Here is a 17,108-nt window from a genome sequence, read left to right as displayed (position 1 = left end):
CCGGCCCCGGTTGGACCCTTCACACCAGGTGTCAACGTTGCAATACTTGTTCAACGAGGCGGTACGACCCGGTGGAGGTGGCCATGCTCCCCAGGGAAGAACGGCGCCGCCTGCAGGAGATCGAACAGCAACTGGCTGATGACGATCCCCGGCTCGCGCGCAAGATGAACCAGACCAGCACGGTGGGGTATCTGCGTGCTCGGCTCTCGGTGCGGACGCTGCTGGCGGCGGTCTCCGGTGTTCTGGCGGTGGCCTGCCTGTTCCTGGGCGAGGGCGGCGCGGTGGTCACCGCGGTCGTCACGGCCGGGCTGCTGCTGCTCGCCAACACCGTGCAGCTCCGCGCTGACTGATCCACCTCCGGCTGACCCGCTCCCCGATGTGCTCCGACACACCGGGGACGAGTCGCGTGGTCGACTCCCCCGCCCGCGAGGAGAATCTCGGGCGGATCTTCGTTTCCGAGTTGGGAGTCTTCGATGACCACTGTGGCCTTCCTGGGCACCGGCACGATGGGGCTGCCGATGGCGCGCAACCTGCGCACCGCGGGTTTCGAGGTGCGGGCGTGGAACCGCACGCGCAGCAGGGCCGCTCCGCTCGTCGAGCACGGCGCGGTGGTGGCCGACTCCCCCACCGAGGGCGCCCGCGGCGCCGACGTGCTGGTCACGATGCTGCACGACGCCGAATCCACGGCGACCGCGGGCGCGGAGGCCGTCGCGGCGCTGAACCCGGGCGCCGTGTGGGTGCAGATGGGCACGATCGGCCTGCCGGGCACCTCGCAGGTCTGCGCCGCGGCCGGGGACGTCCCGGTGGTCGACGCCCCCGTGCTGGGCACCAAGGCGCCGGCGGAGAACGCCGGGCTGGTGGTGCTGGCGGCGGGCCCACCGCAGGTGCGCGACCGGGTGCAACCGCTGTTCGACGCGGTGGGGTCCAAGACGCTGTGGGTCGGTGAGGACGCGGAGCAGGCCGCGGGCACCCGGTTGAAGCTGGTGGCCAACAACTGGGTCCTCACGCTGACCAACGCGGTGGCCGAGTCGTTCAGCCTGGCCGAGGACCTGGGCGTGGATCCGAAGGACTTCCTGAGCGCCATCGAGGGCACGGCCACCGACTCCGCCTACGCCCACGTGAAGGGCGCGGCGATCCTCTCCGGCGACTTCACGCCGTCGTTCGCGCTCAGCGGCGCGGCCAAGGACGCCGGCCTCATCGCCCAGGCCGCCAGCTCCCGCGTCCGCCTGGACCTCACCGAAGCGGTCCGCGAGCGCTTCGCCCGAGCGCTCCACGCGGGACACGGCGACGAGGACATGGCGGCGGTGTACTACGCCTCGCGGCCCTGAGGAGTTCCCGCTCGGGGACGCCTCACTCAGACCGCGAACGTCCCTTCCAGGCGGATGTCCCTCGACGACTCCCCGACGAAGACCCGGTACTCGCCCGGCGCGACCTGCCAGCCGTCGTCCCAGTAGGACAGGTCCCGCTCGGTCAGCTCGAAGACGACCGTCGCCGACTCGCCGGGCCGCAGCTCGACCTTGCGGAAGCCCTTGAGCTGGCGCGGCGGCTGCGGCACCACCGCCGGCAGGCCGAGGTAGAGCTGCGGGACGGCGTAGCCGGTGCGCTGCCCGGTGTTGGTCACCGTCGCGCTCACCTCCCGCTCGCCGACGCGCAGGCCGTGGTAGCCGAAGGTCGTGTACGACAGGCCGTGCCCGAACGGGAACGCCGGCGCGACGTCGTTGGTGTCGTAGTGCCGGTAGCCGACGAAGACGCCCTCGTCGAAGTGCACGTCGGGCCCCTCGCCGGGGTAGCGGGACGGATCTCCCGCGGTCGGGAGGTCCTGCTCGTCGACCGGGAAGGTCACCGGCAGGCGGCCACCGGGGTCGACGTCGCCGAACAGCACCCTGGCCAGCGCGGTGCCCGCACCGGCGCCCGGGTACCAGGACTCCAGCAGCGCGCGGGTGCGCTCGCGCCACGGCATCCGCACCGGACCGCCGGTCTCCAGCACCACGGCGGTGTTCGGGTTGGCCTCCAGGACCGCTTCGATCACCGCGTCCTGGTCGGCGAACGGGTCGCCCACCTGGAAGGGCGGGAAGCCCGCGATGCCGGAGTCGAGGTCCAGGTCGGGCTTGTCCAGGAACTCCGACATCAGGTCCGAGGCGATCACCACCACCACGTCGGCCTCCCGGGCGGCTTCGGCGGCGGCCCGCGGTGTCTTGCCCGGCTCGTGCGTGATCCGGATGCCCTCCCGCGCGCCGCGCTCGCGCAGCCCCTGCAGCGGGCTGACGTAGCTGAACGGCGTCGTCGACGACGAGCCGCCGCCCTGCACGAACTCGTCGGCGGCGCGCCCGATGACCGCGATGGTCCTGCCGCGCAGCTCGCCCGCGTCCAGCGGCAGCATCCCGTCGTTGCGCAGCAGCGTGGTGCCCTGCTCGGCCACCTCGGTGGCGACTTCGAGGTGGCCGCGCTTGTCGATCTGGCCGTCGTCGTTCGGGAAGGCCGGCCGGTCGAAGATGCCGTGGGCGAACATGGTGCGCAGGATCCGCCGGGCGTGGTCGTCCACGTCGGCCGTGGAGGCCGCACCACCGGCCAGCGCGGCGCGGATCGCGGTCGGCGAGTAGACCAGGGCCGGCCAGGGCTCGAAGTCCATGCCGTTGCTCAGCGCCGCACCGGTGTCGTGCATCGCGCCGTAGTCGGCGATGGTGTAGCCGTCGAAACCCCACTCGCCCTTGAGCAGGTCGTTGAGCAGCGCTTGGTTCTCGCAGGCGTACTGGCCGGCGACGCGGTTGTAGGAGCCCATCACCGCGCCGACCCGGGCCTCCCGCACCGCGGCTTCGAACGGCGGCAGGTAGATCTCGCGCATGGTCCGGTCGTCGACCACCGCGTTGTACAGCGTCCGGCCGCCGACGAGCCCGAGGACGCCCTCCTGGGTGTAGGCGGCGAAGTGCTTGACGCACACGACCACGCCCTCGGAGCGCGCGCCCTCCGACCAGCCGACGGTGAGCCTGCTGGTCAGGTAGGGGTCCTCGCCGAAGCCCTCGAAGGCTCGTCCGGACATCGGGATGCGCAGCACGTCCACGGTCGGACCGAACAGGACGTCGTTGCCCTTGCAGCGGATCTCGTTGGCGACGGTCCTGCCGTACTCGCGCGCCAGCTCGGGGTCGAACGCGGCGGCCAGCGAGGTGCCCGCGGGCATCGAGGTCCCCTCGCCCTGCCGCGCGCCCACCGGCCCGTCTCCGTAGTACACCGGTGGGACGCCGAGGCGCTCGATGCCGTGCCCGGTTCCGGTGTGCCCGGAACCCGTGGCGCCCCAGAGGTCGTCGCCGCCGAGCAGGGAGATCTTCTCGTCGGGGGTCATCGCGCGCAGCACCATCTCGGCCCGCTCGTCGGGCGAGAGCCCGGTGTCGCACCAGGGGTGCTCCCCGCACCGCCCCGGCGCGGGGCCCGCACCGGCGGTCGGCGCCGCGGCCATCCCCGCCACACCCGCCGCGGCGGTGATGAAGGTCCGACGATTGACCGGCTGCATCCGGGCAGCACCCCTCTCGACGTGAATGAATCTTCACCTTTTAGGGTGCGCGGCGAGTTACCGGCGAGTCATCGTCCATTCGCACGCATCGTCGAGATCCGTTCACCGCACGGCGCCGCGGTCGCTCAGGAGGCCGCGCGCTGCCTCCGGTGGGCCGCCATCCGGACCGGGGCGTTGGCCACGCCGTACCCGGCGTAACCGCCGATGCGCTGGACCAGCTCGAAGAACACCCGGTCGCCGAAGAGCTCGGTGAACACGTGCAGGAACTCGCCGCGCGCGTCGCGGTCGTAGAGCACCGAGTGCGCCCGCAGCTGCCCCAGCAGCTCGGGGTCCAGGCCGAACCGGGCGTCGAGGTCGTCGTAGTAGTTGTCCGGGATGCGCAGCACCGGTGCCCCGTCGGCGCGCAGCGCGGTCGCCGCCTCCAGCACATCGGCGCAGGCGAAGGCCACGTGCTGCGGGTCGCGCACGGCCGGTGCCCACTGCCCCCGGCGCACCAGGGTGCCGTTGAGCGCGATGCGCACCGAACCCGCGGCGTCGAGCATGCCGCGGTTGCGGACCATGCCGAACGGAGCGGCGTACTCGGTGACCTCCTCGGGTTCGAGGCCGAGCACCGAGCGGTAGAACAGCGCGGCCTCGTCGAAGTGGTCGAACGGCTGCGTCAGCGACACGTGGTCGATCCCGGTGATGGCCAGCCGGGAAGCGCTCGGCTCACCGGTGTCCCGGAAGTCCGACCGCCAGCCGTCCCGCGCGCCGCTGTCGCAGAAGAACACGTCGGTCCCGTCCGGAGCGGCCACCGCGGCCAACCCGGCCTCCTCGGGCCCGCGCTCGCGAGCCAGGATCGGCGACCGCATCGCCTCGGCGCGCCGCGCGGACCGCAGCGGGTCCCCGCTCTCCACGGCCAGCGCTCCGATCGCCGCCCGACCCCGATCGGCGCCCGGATCGGCCTCCCCTTCGGCGGTGCGCTTGGCAGGGGAATTCGTGTTGACCAGCAGGTGGGTGCTGCCGTTGGTCCAGCGCTGCACCGGCTTGCTGCGGTGGTCACCGGTGTGCGCGAAGCCCAGGTGCGCAAGAGCGGCGGTGAGATCGCGCGCGGTCGTGGCGTCGGCGGCGAGCTCGGTGAAGGCGTAGCCGGACAGCGCCGGGGCGGGCTCGGCCACCGGGTAGCCGAGCTGGTCCTCGAGCAGGCGCAGCGAGCGCATCGCGTCCACGGCTGCCGGGCCCGGGTCGGCCTGCCGGAAGACGTCGTTGAAGACCTCCAACGACAGCGGCCCCCGGTAGCCGGCCTCCAGGACGTTGCCCGCGAAGGTCTTCAGGTCGAACGATCCCTGACCGGGGAACAGCCGGTGGTGCCTGCTCCACTGCAGGACGTCCATGTCCAGCCGAGGCGCGTCGGCCAGCTGCAGGAAGAACAGCTTCTCCCCGGGGATGGTGCGGATCAGCGCCGGGTCGCCGCCGCGCGAGAGCACGTGGAAGCTGTCCAGGCACACCCCCAGCGCCGGGTGGTCGGCGCGGCGCACGATCCGCCAGGAGTGCTCGTAGGTGTTGACGAACCGGCCCCAGGCCAGCGCCTCGTAGGCCACCCGCATCCCGCGCGCGGCCGCGCGGTCCGCGAGCTCGCGCAGCTGCGCGGCGGCCAGCTCGTCGTCGTCGACGGCCTCCGGGGAGACCGTCGAGCACACCAGCACCAGGTCGCAGCCCAGCTGCTCCATCACGTCGAACTTGCGCTCGGCGCGCCGCAGGTTGTCGGCCAGCCGCGCGGGCGGCACGGCTTCGAAGTCGCGGAACGGCTGGTAGAGGTCGACGCCCAGGCCCAGCTCCCGGCAGCGCGCGCCGATCTCGGCCGGCGAGTGCGCCGAGGCGACCAGGTCGTTCTCGAAGATCTCCACGCCGTCGAACCCCGCAGCCGCGGCCGCGGCCAGCTTGTCCTCCAGCGTGCCCGACAGGCAGACCGTGGCGATCGACCGTCGCGGTTCACCCTCCGACATGCGCTTCCTCCCGCTCCAGTTCGGCGAAGTGCCGCAGCATCCGCTCGGCATCCGGCTCCACCCCGGTGAACAGCCGGAACGAGTCGACGGCCTGGAAGACCGCCATGCCGCCGCCGTCGAGCACCCGGCAGCCGCGCTCGCGCGCGGCGGTGACGAGCTCGGTGCGCAGCGGCCGGTAGACCACGTCGGCCACCCACAGCCGCGGGCTCAGCGACGACGCCGGCACCGGCAGCCCGGGGTGGGCGGCCATGCCGGTCGGCGTCGCGTGCACCAGACCGTCGGCGGCGGCCAGCTCCGACTCCAGGTCGCCCCCGGCCTCGGCGCGGTCGCCGAAGCGCCCGCGGAGCGCGGCGGCCAGCTCGTCCGCGCGGTCCGGCTCGGCGTCGATCACCCGGAGGGCTGCCGCGCCCAGCCCCAGCAGCGCGTGCGCGACCGCGGCCCCGGCTCCCCCGGCCCCGAGCAGCACCACCCGGGTCAGCGCCGCGCCGGGCAGGCCGCGCCGGAAGCTGCGGGCGAACCCCGAGTGGTCGGTGTTGTGCCCGATCGCGCGGGACCCGTCGAACACCACCGTGTTGACCGCGCCGAGCGCGCCGGCGTCCGGGTCGACCTCGTCGAGGTGGTCCAGCACCAGCCGCTTGCACGGGTGCGTGATGTTGAGCCCTCGGTACCCCTCGGCGCGAGCGCGCACCAGCAGCTCGCCGACGGCCTCGGGCGCAGCGGCCAGCTCGTCGAGGTCCCACCGCAGGTAGCGGTGGGGCAACCCCAGCTCGGCGGCCTCCCGCTCGTGCAACGCAGGACTCAGCGAGGGACCGATCCCGGACCCGATGAGCCCGACCAGCAAGCCGTCGCGCACTTCGCACCCTCCAATTAACGAACTAGTTAATTCATACTACGACGACGGCGCCGCTGCGTGAAGGACCCGTGCACTAGAGTGTCGTTGACGTGCAACGACCGCAGGGGAGTTCAGTGCCCGCACCATCGTCCGAGCCCCGCGAGATCCGGCACCGGGACGCGGAGAAGACCCGCGCGGAGATCCTCGAAGTGGCCACCGCCGAGTTCGCCGACAAGGGCTACACCGGTGCGCGGGTCGATGAGATCGCCGACCGCACCAGCACCACCAAGCGGATGATCTACTACTACTTCGGCGGCAAGGAGCAGCTCTACCTGGCCGCGCTGGAGAACGCCTACTCGGTCATCCGCGGCCTGGAGAGCGAGGTCGACATCGACCAGCTCGACCCCGCCGAAGCGATCCGGAAGGTGGCCGAGCTGACCTTCGACCACCACGAGTCGCACCCGGACTTCCTGCGCCTGGTCAGCATCGAGAACATCCACCGGGCCGAGCACCTGACCCGCTCGGAGCTGCTGCCCCGGCTCGCCGCGCCCACGGTCGACGTGCTCGGCGCGATCCTCGAGCGCGGCCGGGAGTCCGGGCTGTTCCGCACCGACGTCGACGCGCTCGACGTGCACATGGTGATCAGCTCCTTCTGCGTGTTCCGCACCGCCAACCGCCACACCTTCCAGGCCATCTTCCAGCGCGACATGCTCGACCCGGCCAGGCGCGAGCACTACCGGCGGATGCTGGCCGACCTCGTGCTGGACTTCCTCACGGCGCGATAAACCCGCGGAGTCCGGTATTGACACCCCAGCGGATGCGCTTCACAGTCTTGGGAACTAACTAGATGGTTCATAAGCCACCGCGCAACGGTGCACGGACTCTGGAGCGAGCAGTGACGGACCACCCACGTGCCACGCAGGGCAAGCCCCGCCGGGCCGCGATCGCCGCGTGGATCGGTAGTGCCCTCGAGTACTACGACTTCTTCATCTACGGCACCGCCGCGGCGCTGGTGTTCAACAAGATCTTCTTCCCCACCTCCGACCCGGCCACCGGCACCCTGCTGTCGCTGGCCTCCTTCGGGGTCGGCTACCTGGCCCGGCCGATCGGCGCCTTCGTGCTGGGCCACGTCGGCGACGCCTTCGGCCGCAAGCGGGTCCTGGTGTTCACCGTGCTGCTGATGGGCGTCTCGACGGTGCTGGTCGGCTGCCTGCCGACCTACCAGCAGATCGGGATCGCCGCACCGGCCATGCTGGTCGGACTGCGCCTGCTGCAGGGCTTCTCGGCCGCCGGCGAGCAGGCCGGGGCGAACTCGATGTCCTTGGAGCACGCGCCGCAGCGGCGCCGCGCGTACTACACCAGCTTCACCCTCAGCGGGACCCAGGCCGGGCAGATCCTGGCCACCGCGGTGTTCCTGCCGGTGGCCGCGCTTCCCGAGGACCAGCTGATCACCTGGGGCTGGCGGGTTCCGTTCTGGCTCAGCGGCATCGTGGTCATCGTCGGGCTGGTGATCCGCCGCACGCTGGACGAGACGCCGGTGTTCGTGCAGGAGGCCGCCGAGGGCAAGCAGCCCAAGACCCCGCTCACCGCGCTGTTCCGGGACCACTGGGCGAGCGTGCTGCGGGTGGTCGTGGCCTCGGTGATCTCCGCGGTCAGCACGATCTTCACCGTCTACGCGCTCAGCTACGCGGTGAACACGGTCGGACTGGCCAAGACCCCGGTGCTGTGGGTGGGCGTGCTGGCCAACGTCGTCGCGCTGGCCGCCATCCCGCTGTGGGCCGTGCTGGCCGACCGCATCGGCCGCAAGCCGGTGTTCATCGGCGGCTCGCTGGGCTGCGCGGTGCTGATGTTCGCCTACCTGTGGTCGTTGTCGCTGGGCAACTGGCCGCTGATCTTCACGACCGGGATCCTGCTGTTCGGCGTGGTCTACAGCGCCACCAACGGGATCTGGCCGGCCTTCTACGGAGAGATGTTCCCGGCGACGGTGCGGCTGTCCGGCATGGCCATCGGTACCCAGATCGGGTTCGCGCTGGCCGGGTTCTCCCCCAGCATCGCCGAAGCCATCGGCACCGGGGTCAACGGCTGGATCGCCGTCGCGGCGTTCACCGCGGGCCTGTGCCTGCTCAACGTCGTGGCCGTGGCCAGCGGCCGGGAAACCCACCGCGTGCCCACCGAGCAGCTCGGCGAGCCCCGCCCGAAGGCCCCGGCCGGCGCACCCGCCTGACGAGCCCGCTCAGAGCCCGCGAAAAACACCCGCCCACCTGCGCGAACCGCAGGTGGGCGGGCGTTTCTGCTCAGTAGCCCCAGCCGGGCGGCGCGGCCGCTGCGGAGGACGTCCGCCTCACGACCGAGATCCTGCTGTTCGGCGTGGTCCCCGGCGCCACGAGCGGGACATGGCCTGCCTTCTGCGGCGAGATCCCGTTGTGGCGCTGGCCGGCTTCTCCCCCAGCCTCGCCGAGGCGATCGGCACCGGAGTCGACGGCGGCGGCCGGGAAACCCACCGCGTGCCCACCGAGCAGCTCGGCGAGCCCCGCCCGAAGGCCCCGGCCGGCGCACCCGCCTGACGAGCCCGCTCAGAGCCCGCGAAAAACACCCGCCCACCTGCGCGAACCGCAGGTGGGCGGGCGTTTCTGCTCAGTAGCCCCGGCCGGGTGGCGCGGGCCGCTGCGGGGGACGTCCGCCCGCGGGCGGGCCACCGCGTCCCGGGGGCTGCGGGCGACCCCCGCCCGGCGGAGGCGGCGGGGCACCGTTGGGGTTCGGCCTGCCCGGAGCACCACCGCGCCCCGGAGGCGGCGCCTGCCGGCCCTGGTTCGGGGCCGGACGGCCACCAGGGGCCTGCTGCCCCGGTCGGCCGGCACCGGGCGGCGGGCCCTGGCGGTCGGGGGCGGGACGCTCGGGACGGCCCTGCGCGGAACCACGCCCCGGAGGCGCCGGGCGGGCTTGGGTCGCGCCCTCGGGCTGCGCGCGTCCCGGAGGGGCTGGCTGCTGCCGCTGCGGTTCGGGCCTGCGCGGCTGATCGTCCGGGTGGGCGAAGGCACGCTCGAACTCGTCCTCGTCCGGATCACGCCGGCGCGGGCGCCTGGGGATCCGGGCACCACCGCGGCGCGCGGCGGCGCCCTTCCTGCGGCTGTTGATCCACAGGTCGAACCCGAAGATCACCAGCGCCATGATCAGCAGCATCAGCCCGAGCAGCGGCACGCCCAGGATCAGCCAGGCGGCCAGCGCCAGAACCAGCATCGCCGCCACCGGAACCCACGCGAAGGGGTCGATCCGGCTCAGGATCGCGGAGACCCCGGCGGAACCGTCGTGGTCCGCGTCACGTGCCATCGAGACTCTCCAACTTCACTCAGCGCCCGGCCGCAGGAGTCTACCGGAGCGACCCCCGCAGCCCCGCGGCTCCCGGCTCGCGGCTGCGGGCCAGGTCGCGGCACTCTCCACCGTCACGGCCAGGCGCACCTGGACGTCCCGACGGAACCACACAAGCGCGGATCGCCGTGAACGTCCCCCCGCAACGACGCGCGCGGTGCGACCGCCGCGACCGCCCGGGACAGGAGGCCCCGACCGGCCGGCGCGCTGCGCGGGACCGGTCCAAGATCATACTCAGGGCGGGAACTTCCTTGATCAACACCGGCTTCCGAAACCTCTCCGACCACGCTGACCAGGAGCGAGGCCGAAGCGCCCGCGCGGAGCATTTCAATTGCCCGATTTTTGGAGTCCACTGTGGGCTCATTGCGGAATGGGGACCCGGGGGTGAATTCCGAGTTGATCATCAGCGGAGGCCCCGCATCCGGTCCGGCACATCGCCTCTTTTCCCACAGTTGAGCGGATTTCGCCACGCACTGTGATGACCGTCAAGATCACTCCGGCGGCCTCTGGAGTCCCCCCGTTCCGGTGGATAATCTGACGCGCCGTAACTTTTCGGTGATCAACCTCCGGAGCTCGAAAACACATGGAGCGGGAGCCAATGAGCACTACCGGCGGAACGCTGGGCGAGCTGACGAAGCACCAGTTGCGCAACCTCTGCCGGGTAGTGGGCATCGACGAATCCGACCCGGTTCGATTACTCGGCGAAGTGCTCGGGGCGGCCGACGCGCGGCCGCTCGCGCAGCCTCCGCTGTGGCCCTCCGACGTGGCCGACGACGCGACCCCCGCGGAGTTCTCGGTCCAGGTCAACGACACCGGCCAGCGCCACCTGCGCATCCTGGCCGAAACCCTGCCCGAACACCCGTCCCCCACCAACAACCTGCGGGCGGCCCGCGATCTGGTCGACTCCCTCGCCGATCGCTACGACCTGCAGCTCGACAAGCTGCGCGCCGTTGCCGACCTGTTCAGCCCGGACGAGCCGCAGGGCCTGTTCTCCTGGTGGTTCTCGTTCATCTTCGACTCCCGCGGCCAGCCGAAGTTCAAGGTCTACTTCAACCCGAACGTGCGCGGCCCGGAGCGGGCGCACGAGGTCGTGAGCGAGGCCTTCGAACGGCTCGGCCTGGCCGAGGCCTTCCTGACCGTCGGCGATCACGCGCTGCAACGGGAGCAGGACCGGTTGACCTTCTTCGCCCTCGACCTCGATCCCGGCCCGCAGTCGCGGGTCAAGCTCTACATCTCCCAGCACGACGCCACCGCGCAGGACGTGATGCGCGCCGCCGGAGCGGTCCCGGGGATCTCCCCGGCGCAGGTCGGCGACTTCTGCAAGCTGCTGGCCCCGGGCACCCGGCGCTTCACCGGCCGCCCGCTGGTGTCCAGCTACTCGCTGATCGAGGGCGACCGGGAAAAGCCCAGCAACTACAGCATCTACCTGCCGCTGCGCGACTACGTGCCGGACGACTCGGCGGCGCGCGAGCGGGTGCGGCGGCACCTGCGCGAGCACCGGATCGACCCGGTGCTGCTCGACGAGATCATCGGCTCGCTCACCGGCCGCGACCTGTCGGCCGGGGCGGGCCTGCTGGCGCACGTCTCGCTGCGACTCAGCCCGGACCAGACCGGTACCACCGTCTACGCCTCCTCCGAGGCCTACGGCGGAACGCCCCAGGGCTGAGCTCGCCCGCCAACACGAGGAGTCACCGAATGCCGCACCTACGGCCCTTCGTTTCCGCGGTCGTTCGACCGATCCCGATCACCACCCGCGCCGAGCGGCTGCGGGAGATGGATCTGGCCGGGCACAACCCGTTCAACCTGCCAGCCGACAAGGTGAGCATCGACCTGCTCTCGGACTCCGGAACCGGGGCGGTCTCCATCGACCAGCAGGCCTGGGCGCAGCGGGCCGACGAGCGCTACGCGGGTGCCGAGTCGTTCTACCGCTACCGCGACGCGGTGCGCGAGATCGTGCCCTTCGAGCACGTGCTGCCGGTGCACCAGGGGCGCGCGGCCGAGCGCGTGCTGTTCTCCGCGCTGCTCGGCGAGGGCAGGCTGAGCCTGAGCAACACCCACTTCGACACCACCAGGGCCAACGTGGAGCTGCGCGGGGCCGAGGCCCGCGACCTGCCGTGCCCGGAGGCGGCGGACCTCGACTCGGACTTCCCGTTCAAGGGCAACATCGACGTGGCCGAGGTGGAGCGGATCCTGTCCGGCCCGGAGCGCCAACGGGTCGGGCAGATCCTGCTCACCATCACCAACAACGGCTTCGGCGGCCAACCGGTGTCGATGGCCAACCTCGAAGCGGTCAGCGAGGTCGCGCGGGCGCACGGAGTGCCGCTGATCCTGGACGCCGCGCGGTTCGCCGAGAACGCATGGCTGGTCACCCGCCGCGAGGCCGGCTACCAGGACTGGACGCCGGCCGAGGTGGCGCGCAAGGCCTTCGAGCTCGCCGACGGCGCCGTGGCCAGCCTGAAGAAGGACGGGCTCTCGCCCGAGGGCGCGTTCATCGCGGTGCGCGACGCCGATCTGGCCGATCGGTGCGAGGTGGACATCATCGCCACCGAGGGCTTCCGCACCTACGGCGGGCTGACCGGGCACACCCTGGAACAGCTGGCCGTGGGGTTGCGCGAGGTGGTGGACCCGAACTACCTGGCCGATCGGGAGAACGAGGCCGCCTACCTCGCCGAGCGCGCGCACCAGGCCGGGGTGGACGCGGTGCGGCCCGCCGGGTTGCACGCGATCTACCTCAACGCGGGTCGGCTGCTGCCGCACCTGGGCCCGGCCCAGTTCCCCGGTCACGCGCTGGCCTGCGCCCTCTACCGGGAGGGCGGCATCCGCGCGGCCGAGCTGGGCTCGCTGTACCTGGGCGAGCTCGGCGAGGGCAACGAGCTGGTGGGGCCCGCGCCGTTCGAACTGATCCGGCTGGCCTTGCCGCGCCGGGTCTACGACCACAGCCACCTGGAGTACGTCGGCGAGATCCTGGCCGACATCGCCAAGAACCCCGAGGCCGTGCCCGGCTACCGGATCACGCACGCGCCGAAGGTGCTGCGGCACTTCCGCTGCCGCACCGAGCCGGTCGACCGCTGAGACCGAGGGCGGGGCACCCCGGGTGCCCCGCCCTCGCTCACACCTCGGCCGGTGTCCGGTCGATCGCGTGCTTGACCAGCGTGACCAGCGCGTTCTTGCACAGCCCCCGATCGCGCGCATCGCAGATGACCACCGGGACCTCCGGCGGGACCACCAGCGCTTCGCGGACCTCCTCGGGCTCGTAGTGGTAGGCGTCGTCGAAGATGTTGACCGCCACCACGAAGGGGATCCCGCGCCGCTCGAAGAAGTCCACCGAGGCGAACGCCTCCTGCAGCTTGCGCGTGTCGACCAGCACCACGGCACCGACCGCGCCCAGCGCCAGGTCGTTCCACAGCGGCCAGAACCGGTTCTGGCCCGGCGCGCCGAACATGTACAGCACGACCTCGTCGGAGATCGTGATGCGCCCGAAGTCGAGCGCGACCGTGGTGGTCTCCTTGCGCTCGACGCCGGAGACGTCGTCGACGCCCTCGCTGGCGACGGTCATCTCCTCTTCGGTGGTCAGCGGGTTGATCTCGCTGACCGCGCCGACCATCGTCGTCTTGCCGACGCCGAACCCGCCCGCGACGATCAGCTTGACGGGGATCGGTGCGGCGTTGTCGCCGCCGCTGGTCGGGCCGGCCGGTGCCGGCTCGACGACTTCAGAGTCTGGAAAGCCCACGGTATACCTGCTCCAAGATTTCTCGGCTGACTTCCGCACGAGGCGAGCGCACGATGACGGCGCCGTGGTCGAGCAGATCGCTGATCAGCACCCGCACCACGCCCACCGGCTGGCTCAGCAGAACGGCCAACTCGGCCGGTGAGACCGGACGACGGCAGGCATCCAGGATCTTGGAATGCTCCGGCGTCATCTCCAGTCTCGGCGTCTCCGGCCTCGGTTCCACGGTCAGCACCTGCGCGGCGGAGTCGATCCGCGCTTGCTGTCCCGGAGTTCGTCCGCGCGTGATCGTGTACGGCCGGACGATCGGTCCCGCTTCATCGTCGTACCACGCCTCGTCCACCGTCAGGTCCTCTCCGCCGCCATCCCGTGCAGCTCGCGCGGAGCGGCCGACAGGAACGAGCCGACCCGGGTGATCAGCCGGCCCATCTCGTAGGCGACCAGCTCGATGTCGGTGTCGGCGGACGAGAGCACCGCCAGGCACGCCCCGCTGCCCGCGGCCGAGACGAACAGGAACCCGTGCTCCATCTCGACGTGGGTCTGCGCGACCTGGCCGCGGCCGAAGTCCTTGCTCACGCCCTTGCCGATGCTGCGCATGCTCGACGCCGCAGCGGCCAGCTTGTCCGCGTGGTCGCGGTCGAGCCCCTGGGACCGGGCGATGACCAGTCCGTCGTTGGACAGCACCACCGCGTGATCCGCGCCGTGCACGCCCTGCACGAAGTCATCCAGCAACCAACTCAGTTTCGACGCCGTTTCGGTCATGCCCACCTCACACACTTGCCTCGTCGACTGGTCTGCTCACGAGCGACCGGTGGTCTCGTCGTCGCCGAAACCACCGCGGAATGCCCGGCGGAAGCCGGCCAACTTGCTCGGGGCAGCAACCACCTGCTGCTCCTCCTGGTCGGGGTCGTCCTTGAGCCCGTCGACCAGGTGCGTCTGGGGAACCCGCTTGGGCAGCTTCGGCCGCCCGTCCTCGCCGGTCTCGGGCGCGGGCTCCGGCGCCGGCTGCTCGCTCGCCGGTTCCTCCCGCTGCGGTTCGGCAGCGGGAGCCGGTTCGTCCGCGGGCCAGTTCACGGAGGCCTCCGCCCCGCCCGCCTCGGCGGGTTGCGCCGGCGCGGCGCTGCGGGGCAGCTCGCGCGGCCGGGGCACGGCGGGCTCGGTCGGTTCCTGGTCCTCGTTGGTGGAGATCCGGATGGTGCCGGTGTTGTCCGAGCTCTCCCCGGTCCCGGCTTCCAGGATGCCGTTGGGCAGCAGCACGGTCGCGCGCGTGCCGCCGTAGGCCGACACGCCGAACTCGACGCCGATGTCGCGGCGCCCCGCCAGCCGGGCTGCGGTGAACAGGCCGAGCTGCTCGGCCTTGTTGCTCTCCAGCACCAGCCGGTCGAACTCGGGCGGGTTGCTCATCATCTCGTTGGCCCGCTCGCGGACGTCGCAGTCCATGCCCAGGCCCTGGTCGGAGATCTCGATGGCGATGCCGCGCGCGACCTCGGCGGCGCCCACGTGCACGCGCGTGCTGGGCGGTGAGAACGCGGTGGCGTTGTCGATGAGCTCGGAGATGAGGTGGATGGTGTCGCCGACCGCGGCACCGTGCACCGTCACGTCCGGGACGTGGCCGATGACCACGCGGGAGTACTGGTCGATCTCCGAGACCGAGGAGCGCAGCACGTCCATCAGCGGAACCGGGCGGCTCCACCGGCGACCGGGCTGCTGGTCGCCGAGCACCAGCAGGTTCTCCACCGTCCGCCGGGCACGGGTGGTCGAGTTGTCCAGGTCGAACAACCGGGACAGCTGCTGGGAGCTCTCCTCGTCGCGCTCCAGCTGGTCGATCGTGGAGTGCATGCCGCGCAGCAACCGCTGGATGCGGTGAGCCATGCCGACGAAGACCACGCGGGCGCCCTGCCGGGCCCGGGTCTCCCCCGCCGCGGCCTGCACGGCCTCCTGCTGGAACAGCTGGATCGCGTGGGCGACCTCGCCGACCTCGTCGGAGCCGTAGTCGCGCATGTCGATGATCTCGGCCTCGACGTCGACGGTCTCCCCGCCGCGCAACCGCCGCACCACGTCCGGCAGCTTCTCGGCCATCGTCAGCGACTCGGTGCGCAGTCCGCGCAGCCTGGTCAGCAGCGCGTCGTCGACGACCGACTTGTAGACCCGGCGGGCGAAGACGAACGAGGCGATGGCCACGACCAGCGCGACCACACCCCCGATGAGGACCGCCCACAGCGTCTGGTTGGCGCGGTCCAGGGCGTCGCCCGCGACCTGGCCGGCCTGCCCGCGCACCATGCCCGACATCTGGGTGCCGACCTGGTTGGTGACCTGCCGCCACTCGTCGACCTGCAACGGCGGGGCGTCCCCGCCGGAGAAGGCACCGTGCTCGACGATCTGGTCCTCGACGCCGCGCAGCCGCTCCCAATCCGCCGACGAGGTCATCCGCTGGTGCTGCCGGGCGACGCCGGGCAGCAACGAGCTCTTGCTGGACTCCAGCAGCGCATCCCGGCCCGCGATGTAGCCGACGAGCTCACGGTGCTCCTCCTCGCTCAGCTCACCGGTGGTCAGCGCGGTGCCGACCATCGAAGCCTCGCGGGCGAGCATGTCCTGGGCCTGGAACAGCGCCACGGCCGCTCGCGCGCCCTTCACCGCCTCGGGGTCCGGCGTGATGCGCGACTGCACGTCGAAGACCCTGGTCGCGGTGTCGAACAGGTCGTTGTAGAACGAGTTGAGCTCGTCGACCGTGGCCTGACCGCCCGCGATGCGCTCGCGCAGGTCGGGCAGCCGCTTGAAGTAGCCGTTGAGCTCGTTCATCGGCGCCTGCAGGTCGTCCGGGGCGCTCTCCATGGCCGGCTTGGACCTGGTGGCCAGCTCGGCGAGCGCCCGGTCGGTGGCCCGCTGCTGGGACACCAGCGCATCGGTGCTCAGGTTCGGCTGGCCGATCACCTCCAGGCTGCGCAGCCGTTCGCGCTGCACCTGGTCGAGCGCGTTGACCGCGGGCAGCGACATCGACTGCACGCCCGAGGCGACCTGCTGCGAGAACAGGGCGTTGAAGGCGAACAGCGAACAGCCCACGGCCCACAGCACGGCGACGACCACCCACGGGACGAACACCGCCCAGGTGAGCCGCGACCGGATCGAGGTGTCAGCGGCCCGCTTCGCGCCGCGCTCGCGCCTCCGGCCAGGGGGGTCTAAGGAGTCGTCTTGGTTCGTCACTTCCGGTTTCTTTCCATCGGTGGTCGTCGCCCGGGCCAGCCGGTGTGAACCGCGCGCGCACGAGCCTTGCGCTGCCGGCGCGCGATCCCGCACCTCGAGCTCGCCGCGCCGGATCGTCCTGGTCCCAGGGGTGCTCGCGGCAACTCCGATCCGCGACGCCGACCCCGCGGGAACACCCCGGAAACCGGAACGCACGCCCCCTGGATACCGAAGGCACTGTATCGGATGATCTTCGCCCGACCGCGCCTGGCCGTGCTCCGGCCACCTCCCTCGCGGTCGGAGCTCGCGTTCCCAAACCGCGCCCGAGGAGCGGTCTTTCGCGCACCGGCGGAGGAGGCGCAGCGCACGCGCCCGCCAGCACCCGAGATCACGTCCCGCGACGCCCGACGACTTCGCGCGGCGGTGAATTTTCCCGGTCGCCACAGGTCCACCGCGGCGTTGCTCCGACCGGACGCGCAGCAGCGGCCGTTCGGCCGATGGCGTCTACTGTGG

The 17,108-nt window shown here is 71.8% G+C and carries 15 protein-coding genes; 7 read left to right on the top strand and 8 right to left on the bottom strand.

The features are described from left to right. The first annotated feature begins 71 nt into the window (after positions 1-71). The gene (locus ACFQRI_RS01170; RefSeq protein WP_380663125.1) at positions 72-350 is read left to right on the top strand and encodes a DUF3040 domain-containing protein; all 279 of its coding nucleotides are present in this window, start codon (positions 72-74) and stop codon (positions 348-350) included. 84 nt (positions 351-434) lie between these two features. Further along, positions 435-1,328: an NAD(P)-dependent oxidoreductase gene (locus tag ACFQRI_RS01165; RefSeq protein WP_380664557.1), complete on the top strand. Its 894-nt coding sequence runs from the start codon at positions 435-437 to the stop codon at positions 1,326-1,328. Between the two features lie 26 nt (positions 1,329-1,354). Here ACFQRI_RS01165 and ACFQRI_RS01160 read toward each other — a convergent pair whose 3' ends face one another. The 3 genes from ACFQRI_RS01160 to ACFQRI_RS01150 form a co-directional block, all read right to left on the bottom strand. Then, entirely contained in the window at positions 1,355-3,505 is a 2,151-nt protein-coding gene (locus tag ACFQRI_RS01160) for a beta-glucosidase (RefSeq protein ID WP_380663123.1), read from the bottom strand. Between the two features lie 125 nt (positions 3,506-3,630). Further along, positions 3,631-5,490: a bifunctional sugar phosphate isomerase/epimerase/4-hydroxyphenylpyruvate dioxygenase family protein gene (locus ACFQRI_RS01155; RefSeq protein WP_380663120.1), complete on the bottom strand. Its 1,860-nt coding sequence runs from the start codon at positions 5,488-5,490 to the stop codon at positions 3,631-3,633. After that, positions 5,477-6,343 carry a shikimate dehydrogenase gene (locus ACFQRI_RS01150; RefSeq protein ID WP_380663117.1) on the bottom strand — a complete coding sequence of 289 codons (867 nt, stop codon included), beginning with the start codon at positions 6,341-6,343 and terminating at the stop codon, positions 5,477-5,479. The genes ACFQRI_RS01155 and ACFQRI_RS01150 overlap by 14 nt, the downstream gene beginning before the upstream one ends. 113 nt (positions 6,344-6,456) lie before the next feature. On the opposite strand from ACFQRI_RS01150, the gene ACFQRI_RS01145 reads away from it, so the two are divergent. From ACFQRI_RS01145 to ACFQRI_RS01135, 3 genes are all read left to right on the top strand, one after another. Then, complete coding sequence (locus ACFQRI_RS01145; protein ID WP_380663114.1) at positions 6,457-7,107, top strand: TetR/AcrR family transcriptional regulator; 651 nt, start codon at positions 6,457-6,459, stop codon at positions 7,105-7,107. Positions 7,108-7,169: 62 nt separating this feature from the next. Then, positions 7,170-8,546 (top strand): MFS transporter, encoded by a 1,377-nt coding sequence (locus tag ACFQRI_RS01140; RefSeq protein WP_380663111.1) that lies wholly within the window; start codon positions 7,170-7,172, stop codon positions 8,544-8,546. Between the two features lie 169 nt (positions 8,547-8,715). After that, a complete protein-coding gene (locus tag ACFQRI_RS01135) occupies positions 8,716-8,886 on the top strand; it encodes a hypothetical protein (protein WP_380663108.1) in 171 nt (56 codons plus the stop codon). A 70-nt stretch (positions 8,887-8,956) separates the two neighbouring features. Here ACFQRI_RS01135 and ACFQRI_RS01130 read toward each other — a convergent pair whose 3' ends face one another. Continuing rightward, on the bottom strand, positions 8,957-9,649 hold the full coding sequence (locus ACFQRI_RS01130; protein WP_380663106.1) for a hypothetical protein: 693 nt from the start codon (positions 9,647-9,649) through the stop codon (positions 8,957-8,959). Positions 9,650-10,286: 637 nt separating this feature from the next. Between ACFQRI_RS01130 and ACFQRI_RS01125 the strand changes: the two genes are divergently transcribed. Then, entirely contained in the window at positions 10,287-11,354 is a 1,068-nt protein-coding gene (locus ACFQRI_RS01125; protein WP_380663103.1) for a tryptophan dimethylallyltransferase family protein, read from the top strand. A gap of 29 nt (positions 11,355-11,383) precedes the next feature. Further along, a complete protein-coding gene (locus ACFQRI_RS01120) occupies positions 11,384-12,760 on the top strand; it encodes a tryptophanase (RefSeq protein ID WP_380663100.1) in 1,377 nt (458 codons plus the stop codon). A 37-nt stretch (positions 12,761-12,797) separates the two neighbouring features. Here ACFQRI_RS01120 and ACFQRI_RS01115 read toward each other — a convergent pair whose 3' ends face one another. From ACFQRI_RS01115 to ACFQRI_RS01100, 4 genes are read right to left on the bottom strand one after another with little or no spacing between them, the layout of a single operon-like run. Then, complete coding sequence (locus ACFQRI_RS01115; RefSeq protein ID WP_380663097.1) at positions 12,798-13,418, bottom strand: GTP-binding protein; 621 nt, start codon at positions 13,416-13,418, stop codon at positions 12,798-12,800. Continuing rightward, positions 13,399-13,758 (bottom strand): DUF742 domain-containing protein, encoded by a 360-nt coding sequence (locus tag ACFQRI_RS01110; RefSeq protein WP_380663094.1) that lies wholly within the window; start codon positions 13,756-13,758, stop codon positions 13,399-13,401. The genes ACFQRI_RS01115 and ACFQRI_RS01110 overlap by 20 nt, the downstream gene beginning before the upstream one ends. Before the next feature lie 2 nt (positions 13,759-13,760). Beyond that, positions 13,761-14,177, bottom strand: a complete 417-nt coding sequence (locus tag ACFQRI_RS01105) for a roadblock/LC7 domain-containing protein (protein ID WP_344137175.1) — start codon at positions 14,175-14,177, stop codon at positions 13,761-13,763. 36 nt (positions 14,178-14,213) lie between these two features. Next, positions 14,214-16,616, bottom strand: coding sequence for a nitrate- and nitrite sensing domain-containing protein (locus tag ACFQRI_RS01100; protein ID WP_380663090.1), 2,403 nt, complete (start codon positions 16,614-16,616; stop codon positions 14,214-14,216). Positions 16,617-17,108: the final 492 nt, after the last annotated feature.

Origin of the sequence: Saccharopolyspora griseoalba, from assembly GCF_042665275.1 — a bacterium.
In the GTDB taxonomy this organism is placed as follows: Bacteria; Actinomycetota; Actinomycetes; order Mycobacteriales; family Pseudonocardiaceae; genus Saccharopolyspora; species Saccharopolyspora griseoalba.
This window is presented reverse-complemented; position numbering and strand designations above follow the sequence as displayed.

Bases quoted from the DNA above. Each gene is read 5' to 3' on its own strand.
- ACFQRI_RS01160 (WP_380663123.1), bottom strand. From the start codon at position 3,505: ATGCAGCCGGTCAATCGTCGGACCTTCATCACCGCCGCGGCGGGTGTG.
- ACFQRI_RS01155 (WP_380663120.1), bottom strand. From the start codon at position 5,490: ATGTCGGAGGGTGAACCGCGACGGTCGATCGCCACGGTCTGCCTGTCG.
- ACFQRI_RS01140 (WP_380663111.1), top strand. From the start codon at position 7,170: ATGGTTCATAAGCCACCGCGCAACGGTGCACGGACTCTGGAGCGAGCA.
- ACFQRI_RS01135 (WP_380663108.1), top strand. From the start codon at position 8,716: ATGGCCTGCCTTCTGCGGCGAGATCCCGTTGTGGCGCTGGCCGGCTTC.
- ACFQRI_RS01130 (WP_380663106.1), bottom strand. From the start codon at position 9,649: ATGGCACGTGACGCGGACCACGACGGTTCCGCCGGGGTCTCCGCGATC.
- ACFQRI_RS01125 (WP_380663103.1), top strand. From the start codon at position 10,287: ATGAGCACTACCGGCGGAACGCTGGGCGAGCTGACGAAGCACCAGTTG.
- ACFQRI_RS01120 (WP_380663100.1), top strand. From the start codon at position 11,384: ATGCCGCACCTACGGCCCTTCGTTTCCGCGGTCGTTCGACCGATCCCG.
- ACFQRI_RS01105 (WP_344137175.1), bottom strand. From the start codon at position 14,177: ATGACCGAAACGGCGTCGAAACTGAGTTGGTTGCTGGATGACTTCGTG.